20 protein-coding genes are annotated in these 20,602 nt (G+C 53.7%); 7 read left to right on the top strand and 13 right to left on the bottom strand.

Annotated elements, in window-relative coordinates; all coding sequences use genetic code 11:
- Positions 1-61: 61 nt before the first annotated feature.
- Both EGT74_RS20325 and EGT74_RS20320 read left to right on the top strand, forming a co-directional pair.
- Complete coding sequence (locus tag EGT74_RS20325) at positions 62-856, top strand: hypothetical protein (protein ID WP_123848393.1); 795 nt, start codon at positions 62-64, stop codon at positions 854-856.
- Between the two features lie 4 nt (positions 857-860).
- A complete protein-coding gene (locus EGT74_RS20320) occupies positions 861-2,234 on the top strand; it encodes a S41 family peptidase (protein WP_158618239.1) in 1,374 nt (457 codons plus the stop codon).
- Between the two features lie 167 nt (positions 2,235-2,401).
- On the opposite strand, the gene EGT74_RS20315 is transcribed toward EGT74_RS20320, so the two are convergent.
- Together EGT74_RS20315 and gcvP are read right to left on the bottom strand one after the other, a co-directional pair.
- The gene (locus tag EGT74_RS20315; protein WP_123848391.1) at positions 2,402-2,959 is read right to left on the bottom strand and encodes an RNA polymerase sigma-70 factor; all 558 of its coding nucleotides are present in this window, start codon (positions 2,957-2,959) and stop codon (positions 2,402-2,404) included.
- Between the two features lie 92 nt (positions 2,960-3,051).
- Complete coding sequence (gene gcvP, locus EGT74_RS20310; protein ID WP_123848390.1) at positions 3,052-5,928, bottom strand: aminomethyl-transferring glycine dehydrogenase; 2,877 nt, start codon at positions 5,926-5,928, stop codon at positions 3,052-3,054.
- A 194-nt stretch (positions 5,929-6,122) separates the two neighbouring features.
- Here gcvP and EGT74_RS20305 point away from each other — a divergent pair, with 194 nt between their 5' ends.
- On the top strand, positions 6,123-6,617 hold the full coding sequence (locus EGT74_RS20305) for a YkgJ family cysteine cluster protein (protein ID WP_123848389.1): 495 nt from the start codon (positions 6,123-6,125) through the stop codon (positions 6,615-6,617).
- A 644-nt stretch (positions 6,618-7,261) separates the two neighbouring features.
- Here EGT74_RS20305 and EGT74_RS20300 read toward each other — a convergent pair.
- Positions 7,262-8,518 (bottom strand): MFS transporter, encoded by a 1,257-nt coding sequence (locus EGT74_RS20300; protein ID WP_123848388.1) that lies wholly within the window; start codon positions 8,516-8,518, stop codon positions 7,262-7,264.
- An 86-nt stretch (positions 8,519-8,604) separates the two neighbouring features.
- Here EGT74_RS20300 and EGT74_RS20295 point away from each other — a divergent pair, with 86 nt between their 5' ends.
- Together EGT74_RS20295 and EGT74_RS20290 are read left to right on the top strand one after the other, a co-directional pair.
- Complete coding sequence (locus EGT74_RS20295; RefSeq protein ID WP_123848387.1) at positions 8,605-9,792, top strand: PQQ-dependent sugar dehydrogenase; 1,188 nt, start codon at positions 8,605-8,607, stop codon at positions 9,790-9,792.
- Positions 9,793-10,051: 259 nt separating this feature from the next.
- Complete coding sequence (locus EGT74_RS20290) at positions 10,052-12,178, top strand: carboxy terminal-processing peptidase (RefSeq protein ID WP_123848386.1); 2,127 nt, start codon at positions 10,052-10,054, stop codon at positions 12,176-12,178.
- Positions 12,179-12,366: 188 nt separating this feature from the next.
- On the opposite strand, the gene EGT74_RS20285 is transcribed toward EGT74_RS20290, so the two are convergent.
- Both EGT74_RS20285 and EGT74_RS20280 read right to left on the bottom strand, forming a co-directional pair.
- A complete protein-coding gene (locus EGT74_RS20285; protein WP_123848385.1) occupies positions 12,367-13,320 on the bottom strand; it encodes a hydrogen peroxide-inducible genes activator in 954 nt (317 codons plus the stop codon).
- Between the two features lie 109 nt (positions 13,321-13,429).
- Positions 13,430-14,647 carry a hypothetical protein gene (locus tag EGT74_RS20280; protein WP_123848384.1) on the bottom strand — a complete coding sequence of 406 codons (1,218 nt, stop codon included), beginning with the start codon at positions 14,645-14,647 and terminating at the stop codon, positions 13,430-13,432.
- A gap of 169 nt (positions 14,648-14,816) precedes the next feature.
- Here EGT74_RS20280 and EGT74_RS20275 point away from each other — a divergent pair, with 169 nt between their 5' ends.
- Together EGT74_RS20275 and EGT74_RS20270 are read left to right on the top strand one after the other, a co-directional pair.
- Positions 14,817-15,554, top strand: coding sequence for a glycosyltransferase family 2 protein (locus tag EGT74_RS20275; RefSeq protein WP_123848383.1), 738 nt, complete (start codon positions 14,817-14,819; stop codon positions 15,552-15,554).
- A gap of 2 nt (positions 15,555-15,556) precedes the next feature.
- Positions 15,557-16,348: an O-methyltransferase gene (locus tag EGT74_RS20270; protein ID WP_246008263.1), complete on the top strand. Its 792-nt coding sequence runs from the start codon at positions 15,557-15,559 to the stop codon at positions 16,346-16,348.
- Between the two features lie 37 nt (positions 16,349-16,385).
- Here EGT74_RS20270 and EGT74_RS20265 read toward each other — a convergent pair whose 3' ends face one another.
- From EGT74_RS20265 to EGT74_RS20230, 8 genes are all read right to left on the bottom strand, one after another.
- Positions 16,386-16,790, bottom strand: a complete 405-nt coding sequence (locus EGT74_RS20265) for a hypothetical protein (RefSeq protein ID WP_123848381.1) — start codon at positions 16,788-16,790, stop codon at positions 16,386-16,388.
- Positions 16,760-17,173: a nucleotidyl transferase AbiEii/AbiGii toxin family protein gene (locus tag EGT74_RS20260; protein WP_123848380.1), complete on the bottom strand. Its 414-nt coding sequence runs from the start codon at positions 17,171-17,173 to the stop codon at positions 16,760-16,762. The genes EGT74_RS20265 and EGT74_RS20260 overlap by 31 nt, the downstream gene beginning before the upstream one ends.
- Positions 17,174-17,464, bottom strand: coding sequence for a DUF6922 domain-containing protein (locus EGT74_RS20255; RefSeq protein WP_123848379.1), 291 nt, complete (start codon positions 17,462-17,464; stop codon positions 17,174-17,176). It lies immediately after the preceding gene.
- A gap of 120 nt (positions 17,465-17,584) precedes the next feature.
- A complete protein-coding gene (mnhG, locus tag EGT74_RS20250) occupies positions 17,585-17,974 on the bottom strand; it encodes a monovalent cation/H(+) antiporter subunit G (protein WP_123848378.1) in 390 nt (129 codons plus the stop codon).
- Positions 17,971-18,243: a cation:proton antiporter gene (locus tag EGT74_RS20245; RefSeq protein WP_123848377.1), complete on the bottom strand. Its 273-nt coding sequence runs from the start codon at positions 18,241-18,243 to the stop codon at positions 17,971-17,973. Before EGT74_RS20245 ends, mnhG begins: the two co-directional genes overlap by 4 nt.
- Complete coding sequence (locus EGT74_RS20240) at positions 18,240-18,716, bottom strand: Na+/H+ antiporter subunit E (RefSeq protein WP_123848376.1); 477 nt, start codon at positions 18,714-18,716, stop codon at positions 18,240-18,242. Before EGT74_RS20240 ends, EGT74_RS20245 begins: the two co-directional genes overlap by 4 nt.
- An 11-nt stretch (positions 18,717-18,727) precedes the next feature.
- Positions 18,728-20,251, bottom strand: coding sequence for a proton-conducting transporter transmembrane domain-containing protein (locus EGT74_RS20235; protein WP_123848375.1), 1,524 nt, complete (start codon positions 20,249-20,251; stop codon positions 18,728-18,730).
- A complete protein-coding gene (locus tag EGT74_RS20230) occupies positions 20,248-20,601 on the bottom strand; it encodes a Na+/H+ antiporter subunit C (RefSeq protein ID WP_123848374.1) in 354 nt (117 codons plus the stop codon). The genes EGT74_RS20235 and EGT74_RS20230 overlap by 4 nt, the downstream gene beginning before the upstream one ends.
- Between the last annotated feature and the right edge of the window lies 1 nt (position 20,602).

The following is a 20,602-nucleotide window of genomic DNA, read 5'->3' as shown; positions in this document are numbered from 1 at the left end:
GCAGGAATGAAACATTATCGATTGTTATTGCTCATTAAAATTTCCAATCCAATTGTATAACATGAAGTATTTATTACTATCAGCTTTTGCCGCAGTGACTATTTTTCTGGTCGCCTGTAAAAAAGAAGGCGTACTGCAAGTAGAAAAAGAAATTGTGAATGTATCCATTTCGAGCTTCTGGGCCGAACCTGAAGTTGTGACGACACTGCGGATGGACAATGTAATACTCTCCGACAGCTTCGGCACAAAGATGCCATTGGTCATCAACCAGACCATCGAAAAAGTGAAGGGTAAACAGCACCTGACACTGACGGACCGTAAAACAGGCAATGTCTGGATAGATACATCCCTGACCGTCAACGGTAACTTCTTTTCCGCATCGATCCTGCAATTGGGAGAAGGTGTTCCGCAGCTGATAGTGAAGAATGAAGAACAATCCGACCCTGCAAAAAAGAACTTCGGATTCTATTACACTGATCCGAACCTGCCCGGGGCGCTTGAACTGGAACTTTACAGGGTGGTCGTGAACGGAAGCACTATTGTAAGCGGAGCGGACGCACCTTACGCTGTATTCAAGGGCCTGACGAAGGGCAAATTTTTAGGGTTTACCGGCATTCCGTATGCAAAAGGATTCGGTGTGGGAGAGCGGATAGTATTCAAACTGAAAAACGCCCAGACGGGTGAATATGTTCCCAACGCGGGAGAAATAGATCCAATCCGGTATACGAAGGGCGGAAGGTTTTTTTTACCGGGGGCGGCAAACCTGGAAAGCATGGCCAACCACATCTTCAGCATCAGGGTAAATGTGCGGCCGACCGGCAACACTTATACTGCTAACAGCCTGGTATCTTACTAAAATCATGAAGCAACTCTCCCGGTTCCTCCTTCCTGCATTGCTTTGCGCAGCCACATCCTGCCGCAAGCACGATCCTGCGCCCGGCCCATCCGGCCCCGCGTCGCAGCAGGAAACCAACAACTGGATACTGGAGCAGATGCGCACCTGCTACCTCTGGGAACAATCTTTGCCGGCTTCGGCAACGGGCGCGGAAACCATCGCTTTTTTCAACAGCCTCAAACATCCCGGCGACCGTTTTTCCGCCATCTACAACGCACTCGACCACAGCACCATCCCCCGCGGCATGCTGCGCACGTTCGGCATGGACTACTATGTAGTAGCCCTCCCGCAGGGCGTGATAACAGGCATTGTCAACTTCGTGATACCCGGCACCGCCGCCGCGCAGAGCGGCCTGAAACGGGGCGATTATTTCACCCGCATCAACGGCACGCGCCTCACCGCCGGTAATGCGGAACAGCTGGGCAACGCCATGCTGCAACAAAACAAGGCCACCATCACGCTGGCTAAAATTCCCGCAGGCGGGCAGCCGGAAGAAACGGGCGCCCTTAGCCTCGAAAACCGCACCATCGTGGAAAACCCTTTGTACCGCTCGGAAGTATGGACGGAAGGGGGGAAGCACATCGGGTATATCTTCCTGAACAATTTCGACGACTATTATAACCGCAACATATTACAGGCCGTACAGCAGCTCAAGGCAGGGGGTGTTTCAGAACTGATCCTCGACCTCCGGTACAACCCCGGCGGCAGTGTGACCGCTGCCGCTTTGCTCAGCGCCCTGGTAGCGCCCGGCATCGATGAACAGCAGCCGTTCGTGCAGTTCACCGGCAATGCCCGGCAGGGCGTACGGGTGCGCTCCTTCAAAGATGTGCTGGCTGCCCCTTCAGGTGAAAATAAAGTCATCCCTTTCAGCGAACTGCAACCGGCCCGCCTGCAATTGCCAAGGGTGTTTATCCTCAGCACCGGCATTACGGCCTCTGCCGCGGAGCTCATGATCAATAACCTGAAGCCGTATATGGACGTGGTGCAGATCGGGCAAACCTCGCATGGAAAAGACGTAGGGGCGGTGAGCATCTCCGACGAACGCACGCCCCGCCGGATTCCCTGGGTGTTGCTGCCCGTTACCTTCAAACTCGCGAACGCACGCGGCGAAGGCAATTATCCCGACGGCATCGCGCCGCGCTATGCCGTAGATGAAAAGAGCCGGCTGCCTTTATCGCCGGTAGGCGACCGGGCCGATCCGCTGATCGCCAGGGCGCTGGCCGTCATCACCGGCCAGGGCCGCGCAGCAAAACCCGAAACGGCTGCGCCGGCGGTATTGTTCGATTCGAAGGAACGGGCAGGCCGCCATGCTGTCGTCATTATTCCGCATTCTCCTTAATCGTGTATAGAGTGAACATGTAAAGTTTCAAACGCATACAGCACTGTGCGCAAAGTATCTACTTTGCGCCTTTTTTATGGACGCCTGTTCCGGGGTGTTTATAAACCTGGCGGTTTTAACAACGTCTGCTGCCGGGAAGCGGGAACTTTCATTTATTCATTCGCCCTTTATTTGCCGAAATAAACGGCCAGTTCCTGGCGGATGTATTGGAGGGCGAGGCTGAGGTGGTTGCGTACGGTGGCGGGGGACAATCTTAAACGGAGGGCGATTTCTTTGTAACTATGACCGTCCTGCCGGCTCATGCGGTAGATCAGGCGGCGCTGCTCGGGCATCTTTTCGATGAGGCGCTCCATGTAGCTTACGAGCTCTTTATGCTGAAGGGTATTGTTCTGCGCCTGTTCTTCGGGCAATTCCCGCAGTTGGGCCATCTTCTTTTTTTCGCGGTACAGGCGGCGGGTATCGTCTATCACCAGCCGCTTCACGAGCACAAAAAGCAGCGGGAAGATGTCGTCCTGCTCGCGCACGGTATCGATACTTTCCCAGAGGCGGATGAAACATTGCTGGGTGATCTCGTCTGCCCGGGCTTCGTCTGCCGTCAGTTTGTACGCGAAACGGAAAACCTTGTCCCTGTTCTCCCGGAACAATCGTGAAAAGAGTACATGAGAAGGGTTACCTGGCATAAATTTCCCGTTGGGCTGTTTCGGCTTTAAATCTAGGAAAGGCATATTACCTGAAAGTTAAGCCCCGCCGCTGCCGGAAAGAAAAAACCCGGTGGCCTTGCAGCCACCGGGTTCCGGGTAATTTTTTGATGATGCCTTTATGCCTCGGCGTAAGCACTTGCGGGCTCGCAGGTGCAGATGAGGTTCCGGTCGCCGTACGTGTTATTGATGCGGCTCACGGAAGGCCAGAATTTATTCTGCTTCACATACTCCAGCGGGAATGCGGCCTGCTGGCGGGTGTAGGGGCGTGTCCACTCGTCGGCGGTGATCACGGCCTGGGTATGCGGAGCGTGTTTCAGTACGTTGTCGGTTTTGTCAGCCCTGCCTTCTTCCACCGCGCGGATCTCTTCGCGGATGGCCAGCAGCGCGTCGCAGAAGCGGTCGAGCTCCGCTTTGTCCTCGCTCTCCGTGGGCTCGATCATGATGGTGCCCGGAACCGGGAAACTCATGGTCGGTGCGTGGAAACCATAGTCCATCAGGCGTTTGGCCACATCTTCGGCTTCAACGCCGGCGGTGTTTTTAAACGGACGGAGGTCTACGATGAACTCGTGCGCGCAGGTGCCGCTCACGCCGGTGTACAGGATTTCGAAGGCGTCTTTCAGGCGCGCTTTCATGTAGTTGGCGTTGAGGATGGCGTATTCCGTAGCCTTGCGAACGCCGTGGCGGCCGAGCATGCGGATGTAAGCGTAGGAGATCAGCAGGATGCTGGCGCTGCCGTACGGAGCGGCAGACACGGCGTGCGCCTGTTTGCTGCCGTTGCTGCCGCCCTGGATGAATACGTGGGAAGGCAGGAAAGGAGCGAGGTGTTTCGCCGCGCAGATGGGGCCCATGCCGGGGCCGCCGCCGCCATGCGGGATGGCGAAGGTTTTATGCAGGTTGAGGTGGCAAACGTCGGCGCCGATGAGGCCCGGAGCGGTCAGCCCTACCTGTGCGTTCATGTTCGCGCCGTCCATATACACCTGGCCGCCGTTGGCATGAATGATCTCGCAGATTTCTTTTACACCTTCCTCGTACACACCGTAAGTGGAAGGGTAGGTGATCATCACGCCGGCGAGGTTGTCTTTATGCTGTTCGGCCTTTGCTTTCAGGTCGGCGATGTCGATATACCCGTTGTCGAGCGCTTTTACGATGACTACTTTATAACCTACCATCACGGCGCTGGCGGGGTTGGTGCCGTGTGCGGAGATGGGGATGAGCATGATGTTGCGGTGCGCTTCGCCGCGGCTTTCGTGATAACCGCGGATGGTGAGCAGGCCGGCGTATTCGCCCTGTGCGCCGGAGTTCGGCTGCAGGCTGCATGCGTCGAAGGCGGTGATTTTGCAGAGGTAGTCGCCCAGCTCTTTTACGATCTGTGCGTAACCGCCCGCCTGCGCCAGCGGCGCGAAGGGATGCATTTTGCTCCAGTGGCTCCAGCTCAGGGGGATCATTTCGGATGCCGCGTTCAGCTTCATCGTGCAGGAGCCCAGGGAGATCATGGAGGTGTTGAGCGAAAGGTCTTTATTTTCCAGCATCTTGAGATAACGCATCATCTCTGTTTCGCTGTGGTGACTGTTAAACACGGGGTGCAGCAGGTAAGCGGACGTACGCTGCTGTGCGGCGGGAATGCCGCTGGCGGCGTTTTCCACATCACTGTCTGTAACGCTGCCCGCGCCGAACACGGCGAGGATGGCGTTCACATCGGCCACGGAAGTGGTTTCGTCGAGCGAAATACCCAGCAGCTGCGCGCTGATGTGGCGGAAGTTCATACCGGCCGCTTCGGCTTTGGCATGTACCGCGTTGGCATCGGCGGTTTCGATGGTGATGGTGTCGAAGTGGCTGGTGTTACGCACCTGAACGCCGGCTGCTTTCAGTTTGGCGGCCAGCGCTGCGGTGAGCAGCGTGGTTTTCAGGGCGATGTTTTTCAGTCCTTCGGGGCCATGGTACACGGCGTACATGGCGGCCATGTTGGCCAGCAGCGCCTGTGCGGTACAGATATTGGAAGTGGCTTTTTCGCGTTTGATGTGCTGTTCGCGGGTTTGCAGGGCCATGCGCAATGCGCGGCCGTTCTGCGCGTCGATGCTCACACCGATGATACGGCCGGGGATGGCGCGTTTGAACTCGTCTTTGGTGGCGAAGAACGCGGCATGCGGGCCACCGAAGCCCAGCGGTACGCCGAAACGTTGTGCGCTACCCACTGCGGCGTCAGCGCCCAGCTCGCCCGGAGGGGTCAGCAGGGTGAGGGCCAGCAGGTCGGTCGCCATGGCTACATAAGCGCCCACGGCATGTGTTTTTTCGATGAAGGCGCGGTAATCGGATACATGGCCCTCAGCGTCCGGGTATTGCACCAGCGCGCCGAAGTAATCGGCCGTGATGTCCGCTTTCGTGAAGTCGCCGAACACCACTTCGATGTGCAGGGGGGTGGCGCGGGTCAGCACCACGTCTTTCGTTTGCGGGAGCACGCGCTCATCCACGAAAAATTTTCCGCGGGTGATGTGGTCGTGGTCTTTATTCAGTGCGTTGAAAAACATGGTCATCGCTTCCGCCGCCGCAGTGGCTTCGTCGAGCAGGGAGGCGTTGGCGATCGGCAGGTCGGTGAGGTCGCTCACCATGGTCTGGAAGTTCAGCAGGCTTTCCAGGCGGCCCTGTGAAATTTCAGCCTGGTAGGGCGTGTACTGGGTATACCATCCCGGGTTCTCGAACACGTTCCGCAGGATCACGCTGGGCGTGATGGTATCGTAATAACCCTGACCGATATAATTTTTGAATACTTTGTTCTGTAACGAAACGTCCTTCAGCTGGCCGAGGTAAGTATGCTCGCTCACCGCTTCGGGGATGTCCAGCTCATGTTTCATGCGGATGGCCGCAGGTACCGTTTTGTCGATCAGCTCATCTAACGTCCCGATGCCGATCTTGCCGAGCATTTCACGGGTTTCCGCTTCATTGGGACCGATATGACGGCCAATGAACTCATTCCTGAAAGTATTCAAAAGATTCATGATATAAAGCAGGTATTTAAGAAAAGAATGCGCAAAGCTATGATGTTTTTAAGCAACAGCCAAACAACCGCACCGGGCGGGAGGCGGGCATGATATTCTGCCGGGAAGAAGGACGTGTATTGTCATGAAATCTTCATGCCGCCCGGTTTTGGAAGCAGGAATGTTTCCGCTACTTTTGCAGAAAATAACCAGCCATGCACGATGAGCTCTCGGATTGGGAGAAAAAGGCCAAAGAACAGCAGAAATCCTACAAACAGTTCTTACAGAAAATGCAGACCAAGAAAGGTAAAGGCGCCGAGCGCCTCCTGCCGGAGCTGCACGACGAAGCCTTTTCAAAAATCGACTGCCTGCAATGCGCCGGTTGCTGTAAAACCATCAGCCCCCGTTTCAAAACCCCCGATATTAAAAAAGTCTCCAAATTCCTGGGCCTCCGCGAATCTGTTTTCATTGAAACCTACCTCCGCCTCGACGAAGACGGCGATTACGTCGTAAAACGCAGCCCCTGCCCGTTCCTTGGCGCGGATAACTACTGCGGCATCTATGAGGTGCGGCCCGGCGACTGCCGCAATTACCCCTACACGGACAGCGACGAGTTCTTCAAACGCCCGAACACCACATTAATGAATTCTGTTATTTGTCCCGCCGTGTATTACGTGCTGGAACGCCTGAAAGCGACGGTGAAGGGGTGAGCCGCCCCGGACCGTTATTTCCCCGAGCCACCTGAAAGGGCCTGGAATGTGTAATTCCTCCGCACCACGTCGCGGAACGCGGCCGTAAAAGCCTGATTTCCTCTGCAACCACGCATTCTCACTACCGTCCTCCGCAACGTGGCCCCCCTTTGTTTCTCGCTACCGGAGCCTGTTCCTGCTTTTTTGCCCCCGGTCGATTCCGCCGGGCAGGTTTTTTCTTTGTCCTCCCCATCGATTCCCCTGTGTAAACCTGGTCATTCCCTTAGACTGCCAAGGCAAAGCATTTATGCTCAGCCACTATTATAAGAGAGCTGTTACACTGCTCTCCCACAGATGTCCCACATCCTTTAAGATGTGGAACATCTGTGGTACATCTCTGGGACATCAGTGGGATATCAGTGGGACATCCTAAGGGAAACATAATAGCAGTAAGAGTTTCAGACCAATGAAGCATCGGGAAGAAGGCGGTAGAAACAATGGTGAGGATGGAGGAATGGATTGATAATCAATGAATGCAGGGCTATAGCCCATTAGAGGATGGGGGGATGGATGATCAACGACTTTACGGCTTCGGCGCAATGGAGGGTTGTGTAAAATAGATTGATAATCAATTGATTTATGGGGCAAAGGACGGAGTTCCGATGTCACGGCTTCAGCTCCAGCTTCCGCATGGCGGGGGAGATGATGTAGGTGGTAATGACGATCCCGAGGGTCATGCAGCCGCCGAACACCACGGAAACGACCGGGCCCATCAGTTTGGCCGCCACCCCGCTTTCGAAGGAGCCCAGCTCGTTGGAGGAGCCTACGAAGATGGAGCTTACGGACGAAACCCGCCCGCGCATGTCGTCGGGCGTTTTGAGCTGCAGGATGGTCTGGCGGATGATCACGCTCACCCCGTCGAAGATGCCGCTGAAGAAGAGGGCGGCCAGCGACAGCACGAAGTTTTTGGAGATGCCGAAGATGATGATGCACAGCCCGAACCCGAATACCGCCAGCAGCAGTTTCATGCCCGGTTTGGTGACGATGGGCTTGTACGCCAGCAGGAACAGGGTGATAAAAGAGCCCACCGCGGGCGCGGCGCGCATCATCCCGAAACCGACGGGCCCCACGTGCAGGATGTCGTTGGCGTAAATGGTCATCATGGCCACCGAACCGCCGAAGAGCACGGCGAACATATCCAGCGCCATGGCGTTGAGCAGCACCTTGGTGTCCCAGACGAACCGGAGGCCCTTGGTGAGCCGCTGCCGCACCGTTTCGCCGATTTCTTTATAGTGGATGGGCTTCGGGGATATTTGCAGGATGCAGTACAATGCGAGCAATACAAACGCCAGCACCAGCAGCATCGACCAGTGCACACCGAGCCAGTGCATGCTGAGGCCGCCCAAAGCGGGGCCGGCGATGGCGCCGATCTGCCAGGCGGACGTGCTCCAGGTGGTCGCGTTGGGATACAGCTGGCGGGGCACCAGCAAACCGAGCAGGGAAAAGTTGGAAGGACTGGTAAAAGCCCGGATGATGCCCCCGCAGAAAACCAGCAGGTAGATCATCAGCAGTACGCTGTTTTTGGGGATGCCAGCCATCAGTTCGTCCCAGGTGAGGAGGAACAACCCCGTTCCGGTAAAAAGATAACCGGCGATGCATTTCATCACCATGCCCCTTTTCTCCGTTTTATCCACGATGTTGCCGGCAAACAGGGCGAGGCCGATCGCTGGCACGAACTCCGCCAGGCCGATGAGGCCCAGGTTGAGCGGGTTCCTGGTGAGCATGTATACTTTCCATTCGACGATGGAAAACTGCATGGCCAGTGCGAAAATCAGGGCAAACCGTATGACCAGGAAAAACTGGAACTCTCTATACCGCAAGGCCGCGTAAGGATCATTCCTGGTTAAATCAGCGCTTTCCAATCCGTTAGTTTTAATCAACAGGTCAAAAATAAAATATTTGTATTGTTCAGATCATTATTTTTAGGGCTTTAAAATTCCAAACACGTATGAAGCTAGTTTATCTGTTATTGGCCGGTTCCCTGTTTGCGGGAAACGCAGGCATGGCGCAGGCCCCCAAAGTGAAGCTGCAGCTGGTGACGGACCAGGTGCAGTCGCCTGTTACTTTGGCGGTGCCCGGTGATGGTTCCAACCGCCAGTTTATCGTTCAGAAAGAAGGAAAAGTATGGGTGGTGCAAAACGGCAAATTATTGCCCACACCTTTTATCGACGTGAGCAGCCACATGGTGAAAGTGAACCCCGCGTACGACGAGCGCGGCCTCCTGGGCATGGCCTTCCATCCCCAGTTCAGGACCAACGGCAAATTTTATCTCTACTACAGCGCCCCGGTGCCGAAACCGGTGAAAGGCCTCAACCATAAAAGCGTGCTGGCGGAATTCAAAGTGGGCAAATCCACCGACAATACCGCACTGCCCGCATCGCAGCGGGTAATACTGGAATTCGACCAGCCGGAATCCAACCATAACGGCGGCGATATCGTGTTCGGCCCCGACGGTTACCTCTACATTTCTTCCGGCGACGGTGGCGGTGGGGGCGACAAACACGGCGCCATCGGCAATGGCCAGGACCTCAACACCTTGCTGGGCAAGATTCTGCGTATAGACGTGAACGCGAGCCCTTACCGTGTGCCGAAAGACAATCCTTTTGCCGGTAAAGAAGGCGCCCGTGGCGAGATCTGGGCGTACGGCCTGCGCAATGCCTGGCGTATTTCGTTCGACAAAGGCACTAAAAAGCTGTTTGCCGGCGACGTAGGTCAGAACAAGTATGAAGAAGTGGACATCATCACCAAAGGCGGCAACTACGGCTGGCGCATCATGGAAGGCTACCACGAATTCAACGTGCCCGAGGGCGCCGATAAACGCAAGCTGATTGCGCCCATCCATGAATACGACCACGACGACGGCATCAGCGTTGCCGGTGGTTACGTATACCGCGGCAAAGCCATTCCCGGCCTGCAGGGACAGTACGTGTTCGGCGATTATAACGGCAAAACCTGGACGCTGCAGCAGAAGGGCGCCAAATGGCAGCGCAACGACCTCGTGTTCGAGAACAAACCCGAGGGTAACGTACAGCTGTTGAGCTGGGGCCAGGACGAAGCCGGAGAACTGTACATGCTGGCCACCATTCCCCAGTCCGGCGGAGCCGTTAAAGGGATGGTTTACAAGCTGGTGAAATAAAAATTACAAACTGCGGATTACGAATTACGAGTGGTTAATTTGTACGGGCTAATGGTAAATTTTTTGATTTTACAGCACGGTATTTGCCAGTAATATTTTGTTAAAACGCCCGTGGGGCCTTAGGGAGATGGCCGGATTTGGCTTATATTTGATAAGCGAAGAACGGCCGTCTCCGTTGCTCGTATATTTCGCATCATTGCTATGTCTTTTCAAAGGGGCTCAAGAATGCTGCGCATTTTGTAATTCGTAATTGATTGTTATGCGGATGAAACTGAAAGTGATTGTACCGGTAATGCTGATCAGCATTTCCGCGGGAATATTTGCCTTTGCAAAGATCGGAGGAGGGAAAGAAGACCCTCCCGGAAGATATGAAGCCATCATCACCCTGGTAGGCCAGATCCTGAAAGAAGGCCATTACCAGCCCAAGCCGATCGATGACAAGTTCTCCAAAGAAGTATTTTCCAAATACCTGCGCAGCCTCGACGGCGAAAAGAAATTTTTCCTCAAAAGCGATATCGACGCCCTGAAAGTGCTCGACACACATGTGGATGATGAACTGAACGGCGCGCCCCTGGACCTGTTCAACAAAACCAACGAGCTCATCCGTAAAAGGGTGGCGGAAGCCGCCGCCATTTACCCGGTGATCCTGCAAAAGCCGTTCGACTTCAACCAGAAGGAAACGGTGGTGATAGACCCGGAATCGATGGACTGGCCGGCGGATAACGCGGGCCGCACCGAAGCATGGCGCAAGTCGCTCAAGTTCCGTACCCTTGAAAAATACGCCGAGCTGATCGAAGCGCGCGACAAGGACAAGTCCGGCAAAACAGACGCCGCCCTCGAAGTGGAAGCGCGCCAGAAAGTGAAAAAGATCTACGACAAATATTTCGACCGTATGAAAACGCGCATGAAAGACGACGACCGTTTTTCCATGTACGTGAATGCGATCACCACCACCATGGACCCGCATACCGACTATATGCCGCCGCTGGAGAAACGTTCTTTCCAGGAGCAGATGGCCGGCAAGTTCTTCGGCATCGGCGCCCAGCTGCGTGAGGAAGAAGGCCGCATCCGGATCGTGAGCATCGTTACCGGCAGCCCCAGCTGGAAAGAAGGGACGCTGAAGGCCGATGACGTGATCCTGAAGGTAGACACGACCGACGTGAGCGGTTATGCGGTAGACGAAGCCGTGACCCTCATCCGCGGCCAGAAAGGCACCGAGGTGAAACTCACGGTGAAAAGCGTGGACGGTACCACCAAAACGGTGAAACTCATCCGCGACGAAATCAAACTCGACGATACATTCGCCAAATCGGCCATCATCACCGGCGAACACCGCATCGGGTATATTTACCTGCCGGAGTTCTATGCCGACTTTAACGACCGCCAGGGCGCTTTCTCCTATAACGACGTGGCCGAAGAGATCAGGAAGCTGAAAGCCGAAAAGGTGGAAGGCATCATCCTCGACCTTCGTTTTAACGGCGGCGGCTCCCTGCCCGACGTGATCAAGATGGCCGGCCTCTTCGTACCGGACGGCACGATCGTGCAGGTGCGGTCCCGCGGCGGTGAAACGCAGCAGCAGAAAGACCGCGACAAGAGCGTGCAATACGACGGCCCGCTGGCCATCATGGTCAACGAGTTCAGCGCATCCGCTTCCGAAATCATGGCCGCCGCCATGCAGGATTACAAACGCGCCGTGGTGATCGGCAGCCCTTCCACTTTCGGTAAAGGCACCGTGCAGCGCCTGCTCGACCTCGATAATTTTGTACGCGGCGACCTGGGCGGCAGTCTCGGCGGCATCAAACTCACCGTACAGAAGTTCTATCGCGCCAACGGCGGCTCCACGCAGCTGAAAGGCGTGGAATCCGATGTGGTGCTGCCTTCGCCGTACTACGAAGTAGGGGAGAAAAAAGATAAAGACGCCCTGAAATGGGACGTTATCCCGAAAGCGGATTACGCCACCTGGTCGGACCCGGTAGACGTGGCTCCTCTTAAAGCCAACAGCGCCCGCCGCGTGGCCAATAACGAAGCGTTCAAAATCATCAATGAAAATATCGCCACGCTGAAGAAGCTCGACGAGCAGAAAACCTATCCGCTCGACATCACTTCCTACAAAGCCGATCAGAAGAAAAACGCCGCGGCCCTCAAGCGCTACGACGCCGTGAACGATAAAGTGAAAGAGATCAACATCGCCAGCCTGAAGGCCGACCTCGCCAAACTCCAGGGCGACACCGTGAAGCTGGCCCGCAATAAAGACTGGCTGAAGGCACGCGTGAAAGACGCTTACCTGAGCGAGGCGGTGAATGTGATGAACGACCTCATCATGCAGTCGTTCCCCAAGCTGAAGAACAACTACACCGAGGCGAACAAAGTGAAAACACCGAACTGATCAACTGATCACTGACAATAAAAAAAGGGTAAAGCGGATGTTCCGTTTTACCCTTTTTTGTTGATGCCGGGGTTTTTGGAATCATTCCTGTCCCCGCAATATATTCCTGTTGTTGTATTGGTACGATTGTGCCGGTTCGTTCTTCTCCGGCAGAATGCTACGACTTTCGGGTTTCCCTTGCCTGCCTGTTATTTCTTCTCCAGCAGGATGTCCACCACCTTTTTCGTTTTCTTCACTTTCATCTTGTCCGGCACGCTGGCCAGTATTTCTTTCTTAAAGGCCTCAATTACGCCCTGTTTGATGAAATAGCGGTGGGTGACCAGGCTGATCTCGCGCACGGGCTCAGGGGCCTTGAAAAAGCGCACCATGTTCATCTGTTTGGCCGAGAGGTCCTGCAGGGAAAGTTCGGGCAGGATGGTATACCCTTCGTTCAGCTCCACCATCCGTTTGAGGGTTTCCACGCTGCCGGTGTTGTATTCCAGGTTTTTGAAGTCGCCGCCCATGCCGAACTTGTCGTGGCAGATGTTGAGCACCTGGTTGCGCATGCAGTGGCCTTCGTTGAGCAGCCAGATGTCTTTGGTGTCGAGGTCTTCGGGCAGTATCACCTTTTTATCGGCCAGCTTGTGGCTTTTGGCCGCAAAAATCACGAAGTTCTCATAAAACAGCGGGTGTTCCTCGAGGTGCTGGTTATGCAGCGGCGTGGCCAGCAGGGCGCAGTCGAGCTGCTCCTGGCGCAATTGCTGGATGATCTGCTCGGTGGAATATTCCCATACCTCCAGTTTGACTTTCGGGTATTTCTTCAGGAATGCCGTGAGCACCCTGGGCAGCAGGTAAGGAGCGAGGGTGGGGATGATGCCCACTTTCAGCGTGCCCTGTATTTCCTTTTTCTGATCGGCGATGATTTCCCGGATGCGGCTGTTCTCCTTGAGGATGACGCGGGCCTGTGCGATCACGGCGGAACCTATTTCGGTAGGCACCACCGGCAGTTTGCTGCGGTCGAATATCTTCACGCCCAGCTCGTCTTCCAGTTTCTGGATCTGCATACTGAGCGTGGGTTGTGTAACGAAACATTTATCTGCGGCGGTGACGAAGCTGCGGTAGGTATCTACCGCCACCACGTATTCGAGTTGTACGGTGGTCATGATGGACAAAATTAACGATAATAAGGGGGAAACGGGCGAAGGGCGGGAGGCGGGGTGTATAAAATGTGATAAAAAAAGCGGGCCGTGAGGGCCCGCTTTTCAAGCTTGTTTAGAATATCCGGTACCGGTATTTTACTTTTTCCACGTTCACGGTCAGTTCCCGCATGTTGATGGAGGCCTGTATCTCTTTAACCGCCTCGTCTTTCAGCTGGCGGAACTCCGCCTGTTTGGCTTCCACGATGCCTTTTTCGGCCAGGGCATTGTCCTGGGCCAGGCGCAGGGAGTGGTTCACCTTGGTGTAGTAGGAATCCAGCAGGCTGAAGTATTCGTTGTAGAGGTTCTCGAAACGTTTGGTCTGGAGCACCAGGTCTTCCAGCTGGTTGTTCGCTTCCTTCAGGTTCGGGTTCTCGCGCAGCAGCTTCTCGTAGTCGATCTTTTTGCCGGCGGTGTATTTTTCTTCCAGTTTGCCGAAGAAGTCCACCACTTTTTCCTTCCTGAAGTCGAAGAAGTATTCGTTGAGGGACTCCGCGATGGTTTTATTGCCGCGGGCGGGCAGGGGCATTTTCAGTACGTTGGCGGTGAAGGCCAGGTGATCGTACATATTGTCCTGCAACAGCGACAGCTGGTCTTTATTGAAGTTCAGCCCGAACTCGAACTTCTGGTTCGCGTCGTTGAGGGCTGTATAATAGATCACGTATTTGTTCAGCTCTTTCTCGAATTCCTGGAGCAGCTTGTGGTTGATGGCCTTGTTGCTCTGGCTTACGCTGTGCAGGAAGTTCATCACCGAGCTGGCGATGGCCAGGGGCGGGGTGAGCGAAGTGAAACTTTTGAAGATGGGGCTGTTGATAATGGATTTGGTGGATTCCACCAGTTTGGTATTCCGTTCGTTTTTATCCGATTTGCCTTTGAGGATGATCTTTTCCACCAGCTCCACCACCCGATCGCTCAGGGAGAAGCCCAGTTCCTTGCTTTCCGGGTTGTTGAGGGAGGTGATGAACACGTCAAGATTACTCGTGGTGGTCCTCGATTTCAGGTCGATGATCTTTTTATTGAGCAGGTAATAGGTTTCCGCCGCGTAAATCAGGTTGTTTTTAATAAGATCGTATTTGGCGCTGTTGTCGAGGTCGCGGCCACGGGAGAGTTCTTCAATGTTCTTTGCGTTTTGCCGGTCGCTGTCCGCCACCTTCTGCAGTTCGTCGAGGATCTTCTTGATAGTGGTATCGGCCGTACGTACGGGTGGCCGGGTTTCCGGATCCTGCGCTGTAGCGGTCATCGTCACAAAACCTGTCATCAACAATGGCATCATCCATCTGATTAGCTTGAGCATGCTTGAAAGTCCTTTTTTTTGTTAAGAAAACCTTAAGAAAATATAATGCCAAAAAATTCCCAAGAGACAAAGATAATGATTAATTCTACTGCATAAACATAAGAATTGTAAAAGGCTACTAACGCATTATACTTTTTTATACCTTTGCTGCCTAAATTGACCTTGTTTCATGCTGAATAACAAAAAGGTAGTGGTAGTACTGCCTGCCTACAACGCAGCCTTAACACTCGAAAAGACCTTCCTGGAAATACCGACGGACGTGGTGGATGAAGTGGTGCTGGTAGACGACGCCAGTAAAGACGATACCATCGGCGTGGCGCGGAAGCTTGGCATTCAGCATATTATCAGGCACGATAACAACAAGGGCTATGGCGGCAACCAGAAGTCGTGTTACAACAAGGCGCTCGAACTGGGGGCCGACATTGTGATCATGGTGCACCCGGACTACCAGTACACTCCCAAGCTCATCCTGGCCATGAGCAGCATCATCGCCAACGAGGTATACCCGGCCGTATTCGGCTCCCGCATCCTGGGGAAGGGGGCGCTGAAAGGTGGCATGCCGTTATATAAATATATTTTCAACCGTTTCCTGACCCTGACGCAGAACATCCTCATCGGGCAGAAACTGAGCGAATACCATACCGGCTACCGGGCATTTTCCGCGGAAATCCTCCGGGACATCAACTTCATGGCCAACAGCGACGATTTCATTTTCGACAATGAAATGGTGTCGCAGGTGTTCATGAAGGGGTACGACATTGCGGAAGTGACCTGTCCCACCAAATATTTTGAAGAAGCCTCCAGTATCAACTTCAAGCGGAGCAGCATTTACGGCCTCGGCGTACTGCGCGTATCGCTCCAGCACCGGCTGCACAAATGGGGATTGATCAAGGCAAAAATCTATTAATAGTGAGTTTACGGCACCAGGCGGCATTGGCGAAAAAATACATCCGTTATTATTTTAATGCGGGTAACCGGCACGACGTGCATTCCCCCTTCGTGTATGCGTTGCTGGAGGAAGTGCTGAACGACCGTGCGCCCAAACCGGCCTACGGGCCCGTGGAGGCGCTGCGCCGGCAGCTGCTGGCCAGCCCTGACATTATCGAAGTCACCGACCTGGGCGCAGGTTCCCTGATGGGCGCCACCAATACCCGTAAAATCCGGGACATCGTGCGCCACGCCGCCAAGCCACCCAAATTCGGGCAGCTGTTCTACCGGCTGGTGAAGTACCTCAACGCTAAAACGGTGCTGGAACTGGGCACCTCCATGGGCCTTTCCACCGCCTATATGGCCAAAGCAGGCGCCAGCGTGCATACCATCGAGGGCTGCCCCAACATCGCCGCCCGCGCATCCGCCAACCTGGCCTCCCTGGGCCTGAAAAACGTGCACCAGTACGTAGGCAACTTCGATACGGAGCTCTCCAAAGTACTGGGCGCCATGCCCAGCCCCGACATCATCTACATCGACGGTAACCACCGCGAAGAGCCCACGGTGCAGTATTTCCTCGACAGCCTGCCTAAAATCAAACCCTCCACTGTTTTAATATTCGACGACGTACACTGGACCGACGGTATGGAACGCGCCTGGGAAACCATCAAGGCCCATCCGTCCGTCACGCTCACAATAGACCTGTTTTTTATCGGCCTGGTGTTCGTAAGCCCCGATTTCAAGGTGAAGCAGGATTTTGTGTTGAAGTTTTGAGAGGGGGGATTCACTTTTACTTGAGGAAAAATATGTGCTAGTTCACAGGTTGAACAGGTGGGGGTGTTATTCCCTTTGAGCGCATGTAATCAATCACCTTTCTTCGCCAGCTTGACCTTGCTGTAATCCAGGATTTATTTGAAGGTAAAATATCTATGATATCATTTGAATGGTTTGGTCGCTTAGGTAAGGCACTATAGTCGGTCTGGTCGAAGGCCAGCAGCAGGGCAACATCTTCGGCCGGACTTTGTTGGTGGTCAAGATCAAAGAGGCATTTGAATGTTTCTCCGCTAAATCTGAAATGTTTTTCTTTTAGCATGAGGAGAAAGTCTTCCAAAGGAATTTGATCTGTAAGGAAATCGAGATCATAAATATCTTTCCGGGCCTTTCGATTACTTGCGCTCATCAACTTCAAAAGTCCAATATCCTTTTGGGTGAGCATCGGATTTTATCAACTGTCTCAACTTGATCTAACAGTGCGATGTTTTGAATTACCTCCACCTTAACTGTGAAGTCTACGTCTTTATTGATAAAAGCTCTTAAAAAACAATACTGCTCGCCAGCTTCGGGATCAATGATTTCACAATGAATCAAATTTCCATTGTAGCGTTGTTCAAGCTCCGATTTGATCAATGCTAATCCTTCCAATCCAACAACCATATTGGAAAATAGGTCAATGTCAACAGATCTCCGGTGATTAAAACGAAGTGCCAGGTTCGTACCTCCTGCCAATGCAAATGAATCTAGGGACTGCAATGCTTGCAGCTCAAGAATAGTGTCGACAAGTTTTTGGGTAAGTTCTTTGTTAAAGCGGTTGTCAGACATTTAACGGTGTGAGTATCTGTGAAAAACAGGAATATGGTATCTGTCAGCAACCATTTCGCAGACACGATTGCTGATTCGTTCTTTTGTATTCTTGAGTGTATTGATAATAGCAGCGCTGCTATAAATGCGTTCTAATTTCTCTATATCCTCCTGAAAGGATATTTCACTGGTCATGAACAGGGCCCTTGGAATAATCAAATCCTGATCTCTGTCAGCATCCAGTTGCTCCAGTTTTACATCCCAAAATAAGTGTTTGGGAAAAACAGACGATATTTTAACGGCCTTATCCACCTATCAAATTTACTGATTTTAGTGCTAATTTGGAGAGTTACAGGCTGTAGGCTCAATGTTGTAGGTATTGAGTCAGTCGGTAGTTACACTCAGTTGCGAATATATGTAATTGTTTATCAGTTATTTAGAGTGGTCATTATGCTTGTCTTCCTCTCCATCCCCGCTCCCCAGACTATGCGTCTCCTTATCATATTTCCCTTTCAGCTCATCCAGCACCGAGCCTTTCCACATCTTCGTGCCTGTAAAATACGAGGCCCTGCCGATCATGTGGCCCGCCACCGGTGCGGTGAGGAACAGGAAAAAGATGATGGCCAGCACTTTGGTGCTGATGGAGATATCGGCGAAAAACACGGCCGCGGCGGCCAGGAGGAGGCCGATGCCCAGCGTGGCGGCTTTGATGGTCACGGACAGGCGCAGGTAAAAATCGGGCATGCGCACGATGCCCACGGCCGCGATCAGTACGGTGATGGCGCCGAGGGTGCTGAGTATCATGATGAGAATATCGCTCATTGTTCTTCCTTTTTTTCGAGGTAATAAGAAAAGGCCACTGTGCCCAGGAACGCGATCAGCGCCAATATCATGGCGTCGTCGAGGAAAGTGGACTGTTTGGTCATGATGCTGTAAATGGTGATGATGCCGATGCCGATGGTGATCAGCAGGTCGAGCGCAATCACCCGGTCTACGATGCTGGGCCCCTTGAAAAAGCGGTAGGCCACGAGCACCACGGCCAGGCAGAGCATCGGCAATATCACATAAAACAGGTAGTCGTTCAGGCTCATCGTAAAATATCTAACAATCGTTTTTCCAATCCGCCTTTGATCTGCTGAATGAAGGCGTCTTTATCTTCCAGGTACATCACATGGATGTACACCACTTTTTTATCGTCGCTCACGTCGAGGATCAGCGTGCCTGGCGTGAGGGAAATGAGGTTGGTGAGGAACGTGATCTCCAGGTCTGTTTTCGCGTCCATCGGGTATTGCACGATGCCCGGTTTCATGAAGAACTTCGGGGTGATCACATCGTACGCCACCTGGAAATTGGCGCGCAGCATTTCGTAGATAAAAAAGAAAATGAAACTGATCACCGCCGGTACCCGGCTGAAATACCGCTTCTGTTCCTGGTCGGCCGTTACCAGCCACAGTGTTACATAACTGAGCAGGAAACCGAACACAAAATTGGTGAACACCAGTTCGCCGGTGAGCATCACCCAGATGAAGGTGAGCATGATGTTCAGTAATAGTTGTTTGATCATAAGCTGCCTTGTTACGGTTTAATAATCTCTCGCCCCAGCACCGCTTCGATGTAAGGGGTGGTGTTTTTCAGATCGGCGGCGATGCGTTTGGATAACGTCATGATGTGCTCCGCGCAGAAGCCGATGTACAGCGACACTACGGCCAGCATCACCACGGGAAGCACCAGCAGGGCGCGATTGGACAGTTTCATGGGCGCAAACGCATCGGGCGCCTCATCGCCGGCTGGCCGGTTTTTCCAGAACACATCGGCCCACATCTTCGCCATCACATACAGCGTTACAAAACTGGCAACGATCATGGCGCCCACCAGGTGCCAGGCGTACGGCGCGGCCAGTCCTTCGCCGAACAGGTAAATCTTGGGCCAGAAGCCGGACAGGGGCGGCACGCCCACCAGCGAAAAAAATACGACGGCCATGAGCAGCGACAGTTTGGGATAATCGGCATACAGGCCGCCCAGCTTGTCCATGTTCATGGTGCCGCGTATTTTATAGATAATGCCGCTGACGAGGAAAAGGTTGGTTTTGACGATGATGTCGTGTATCAGGTAGAAGATCACGCCGGCCAGGGCCAGCTCCGTGTACATGCCCAGCCCGCCGATGAGGTAGCCGATGTGGCACACGATCAGGTACGAGAACATCATGCGCATGTTGCGTTTGGTCATAGCCCCGAAGGCGCCGGTGAGCAGGGTGGCGCTCGCCACGATCATCAGCACGTTGCTGGTAAACACATCGGGGATAAAAATGAGCGTGAACACCCGCAGCAGCGCATATACGCCCACTTTGGTGAGCAGCCCCCCGAAGATGGCGGCGATGGCCGAAGGCGGCGTGTGATACGACGACGGCAGCCAGAAGTACAGCGGGAACACGGCGGATTTGATGCCGAAGCCCAGGAAAAACAACAATCCCGTTACGTTCACCAGCCCGCGGTTACTGATCTCCGCCAGCTTCAGCGAGAGGTCGGCCATGTTGAGGCTGCCGGTAAGGCCGTACAGGATGGCCACCGCCGTGAGGAACATCACCGAAGCCAGCAGGTTCAGCGTCACGTATTTGATACCGCCTTCGATCTGCGGTTTTTTGCCGCCGAGCGTCATCAGCACGAAGGAAGAAATAATGATCACTTCGAACCAGACGTAGAGGTTGAAGATGTCGCCCGTGAGAAATGCGCCGTTCAGCCCCAGCAGCAGGAAATGCAGGATGGGGAAGTACCCGTACTGTATCCGGTGGCGGCTGATGCCGGTGGTGGAAAAGATACAGACGGCCAGCCCGGCGATGCCGGTCAGCAATACCATGGTGGCGCTGAGCACGTCAGACACGAAGGTGATGCCGAACGGCGCCGGCCAGTCGCCCGCCTGCATGATGAGATAACCAGTGCTGCGCCATGTTTTGACGAACAGCCCGATGCTGAGGCCCAGCACTAAAATATTTCCCGCCACGCTGATCACCCGTTGTATGGTCACTTTCCGCCAGAAAAAAATCAGCAGCACTGCCACCGTTAAATGGCCGATGACCGGCAAAATGATGTAGTTATCTGTCATATATCCGTGTCTGGTGTGTTAAGATCGCTCAGATCGTCCGTTTCAATCAATACATATACTCTTTTCAGCAGCACGATGGCAAACGACTGCAAACCGAAGCTGATCACGATCGCGGTGAGGATCAGCGATTGCGGGATGGGGTCTGCATAAATGCCGCTGAGGATTTTTTCGCCTTCGCCGATAATGGGCGGTTTCCCTTTGGTGATGCCGCCCAGCAGGAAGATGAGCATATTGGCGCCGTTGCCGAGCAGAATGAGGCCTATCAGCAACTTCACCATACTGCGGCGCAGCATCATGAAAATGCCGGTGGCGTACAGGATGCCGATCAGTATAATCAGTAATAACTCCATA

The organism is Chitinophaga lutea, assembly GCF_003813775.1.
Classification (GTDB): Bacteria; Bacteroidota; Bacteroidia; order Chitinophagales; family Chitinophagaceae; genus Chitinophaga; species Chitinophaga lutea.
The sequence above is the reverse complement of the archived record's forward strand: the minus strand, read 5'-3'. Positions and strand labels throughout refer to the sequence as shown.

Coding starts and splice junctions, on each gene's coding strand:
- EGT74_RS20325 (WP_123848393.1), top strand. CDS start 62: ATGAAGTATTTATTACTATCAGCTTTTGCCGCAGTGACTATTTTTCTG.
- EGT74_RS20320 (WP_158618239.1), top strand. CDS start 861: ATGAAGCAACTCTCCCGGTTCCTCCTTCCTGCATTGCTTTGCGCAGCC.
- EGT74_RS20315 (WP_123848391.1), bottom strand. CDS start 2,959: ATGCCTTTCCTAGATTTAAAGCCGAAACAGCCCAACGGGAAATTTATG.
- gcvP (WP_123848390.1), bottom strand. CDS start 5,928: ATGAATCTTTTGAATACTTTCAGGAATGAGTTCATTGGCCGTCATATC.
- EGT74_RS20305 (WP_123848389.1), top strand. CDS start 6,123: ATGCACGATGAGCTCTCGGATTGGGAGAAAAAGGCCAAAGAACAGCAG.
- EGT74_RS20295 (WP_123848387.1), top strand. CDS start 8,605: ATGAAGCTAGTTTATCTGTTATTGGCCGGTTCCCTGTTTGCGGGAAAC.
- EGT74_RS20290 (WP_123848386.1), top strand. CDS start 10,052: ATGCGGATGAAACTGAAAGTGATTGTACCGGTAATGCTGATCAGCATT.
- EGT74_RS20285 (WP_123848385.1), bottom strand. CDS start 13,320: ATGACCACCGTACAACTCGAATACGTGGTGGCGGTAGATACCTACCGC.
- EGT74_RS20280 (WP_123848384.1), bottom strand. CDS start 14,647: ATGCTCAAGCTAATCAGATGGATGATGCCATTGTTGATGACAGGTTTT.
- EGT74_RS20275 (WP_123848383.1), top strand. CDS start 14,817: ATGCTGAATAACAAAAAGGTAGTGGTAGTACTGCCTGCCTACAACGCA.
- EGT74_RS20265 (WP_123848381.1), bottom strand. CDS start 16,790: ATGCTCACCCAAAAGGATATTGGACTTTTGAAGTTGATGAGCGCAAGT.
- EGT74_RS20260 (WP_123848380.1), bottom strand. CDS start 17,173: ATGTCTGACAACCGCTTTAACAAAGAACTTACCCAAAAACTTGTCGAC.
- mnhG (WP_123848378.1), bottom strand. CDS start 17,974: ATGAGCGATATTCTCATCATGATACTCAGCACCCTCGGCGCCATCACC.
- EGT74_RS20245 (WP_123848377.1), bottom strand. CDS start 18,243: ATGAGCCTGAACGACTACCTGTTTTATGTGATATTGCCGATGCTCTGC.
- EGT74_RS20240 (WP_123848376.1), bottom strand. CDS start 18,716: ATGATCAAACAACTATTACTGAACATCATGCTCACCTTCATCTGGGTG.
- EGT74_RS20235 (WP_123848375.1), bottom strand. CDS start 20,251: ATGACAGATAACTACATCATTTTGCCGGTCATCGGCCATTTAACGGTG.
- EGT74_RS20230 (WP_123848374.1), bottom strand. CDS start 20,601: ATGGAGTTATTACTGATTATACTGATCGGCATCCTGTACGCCACCGGC.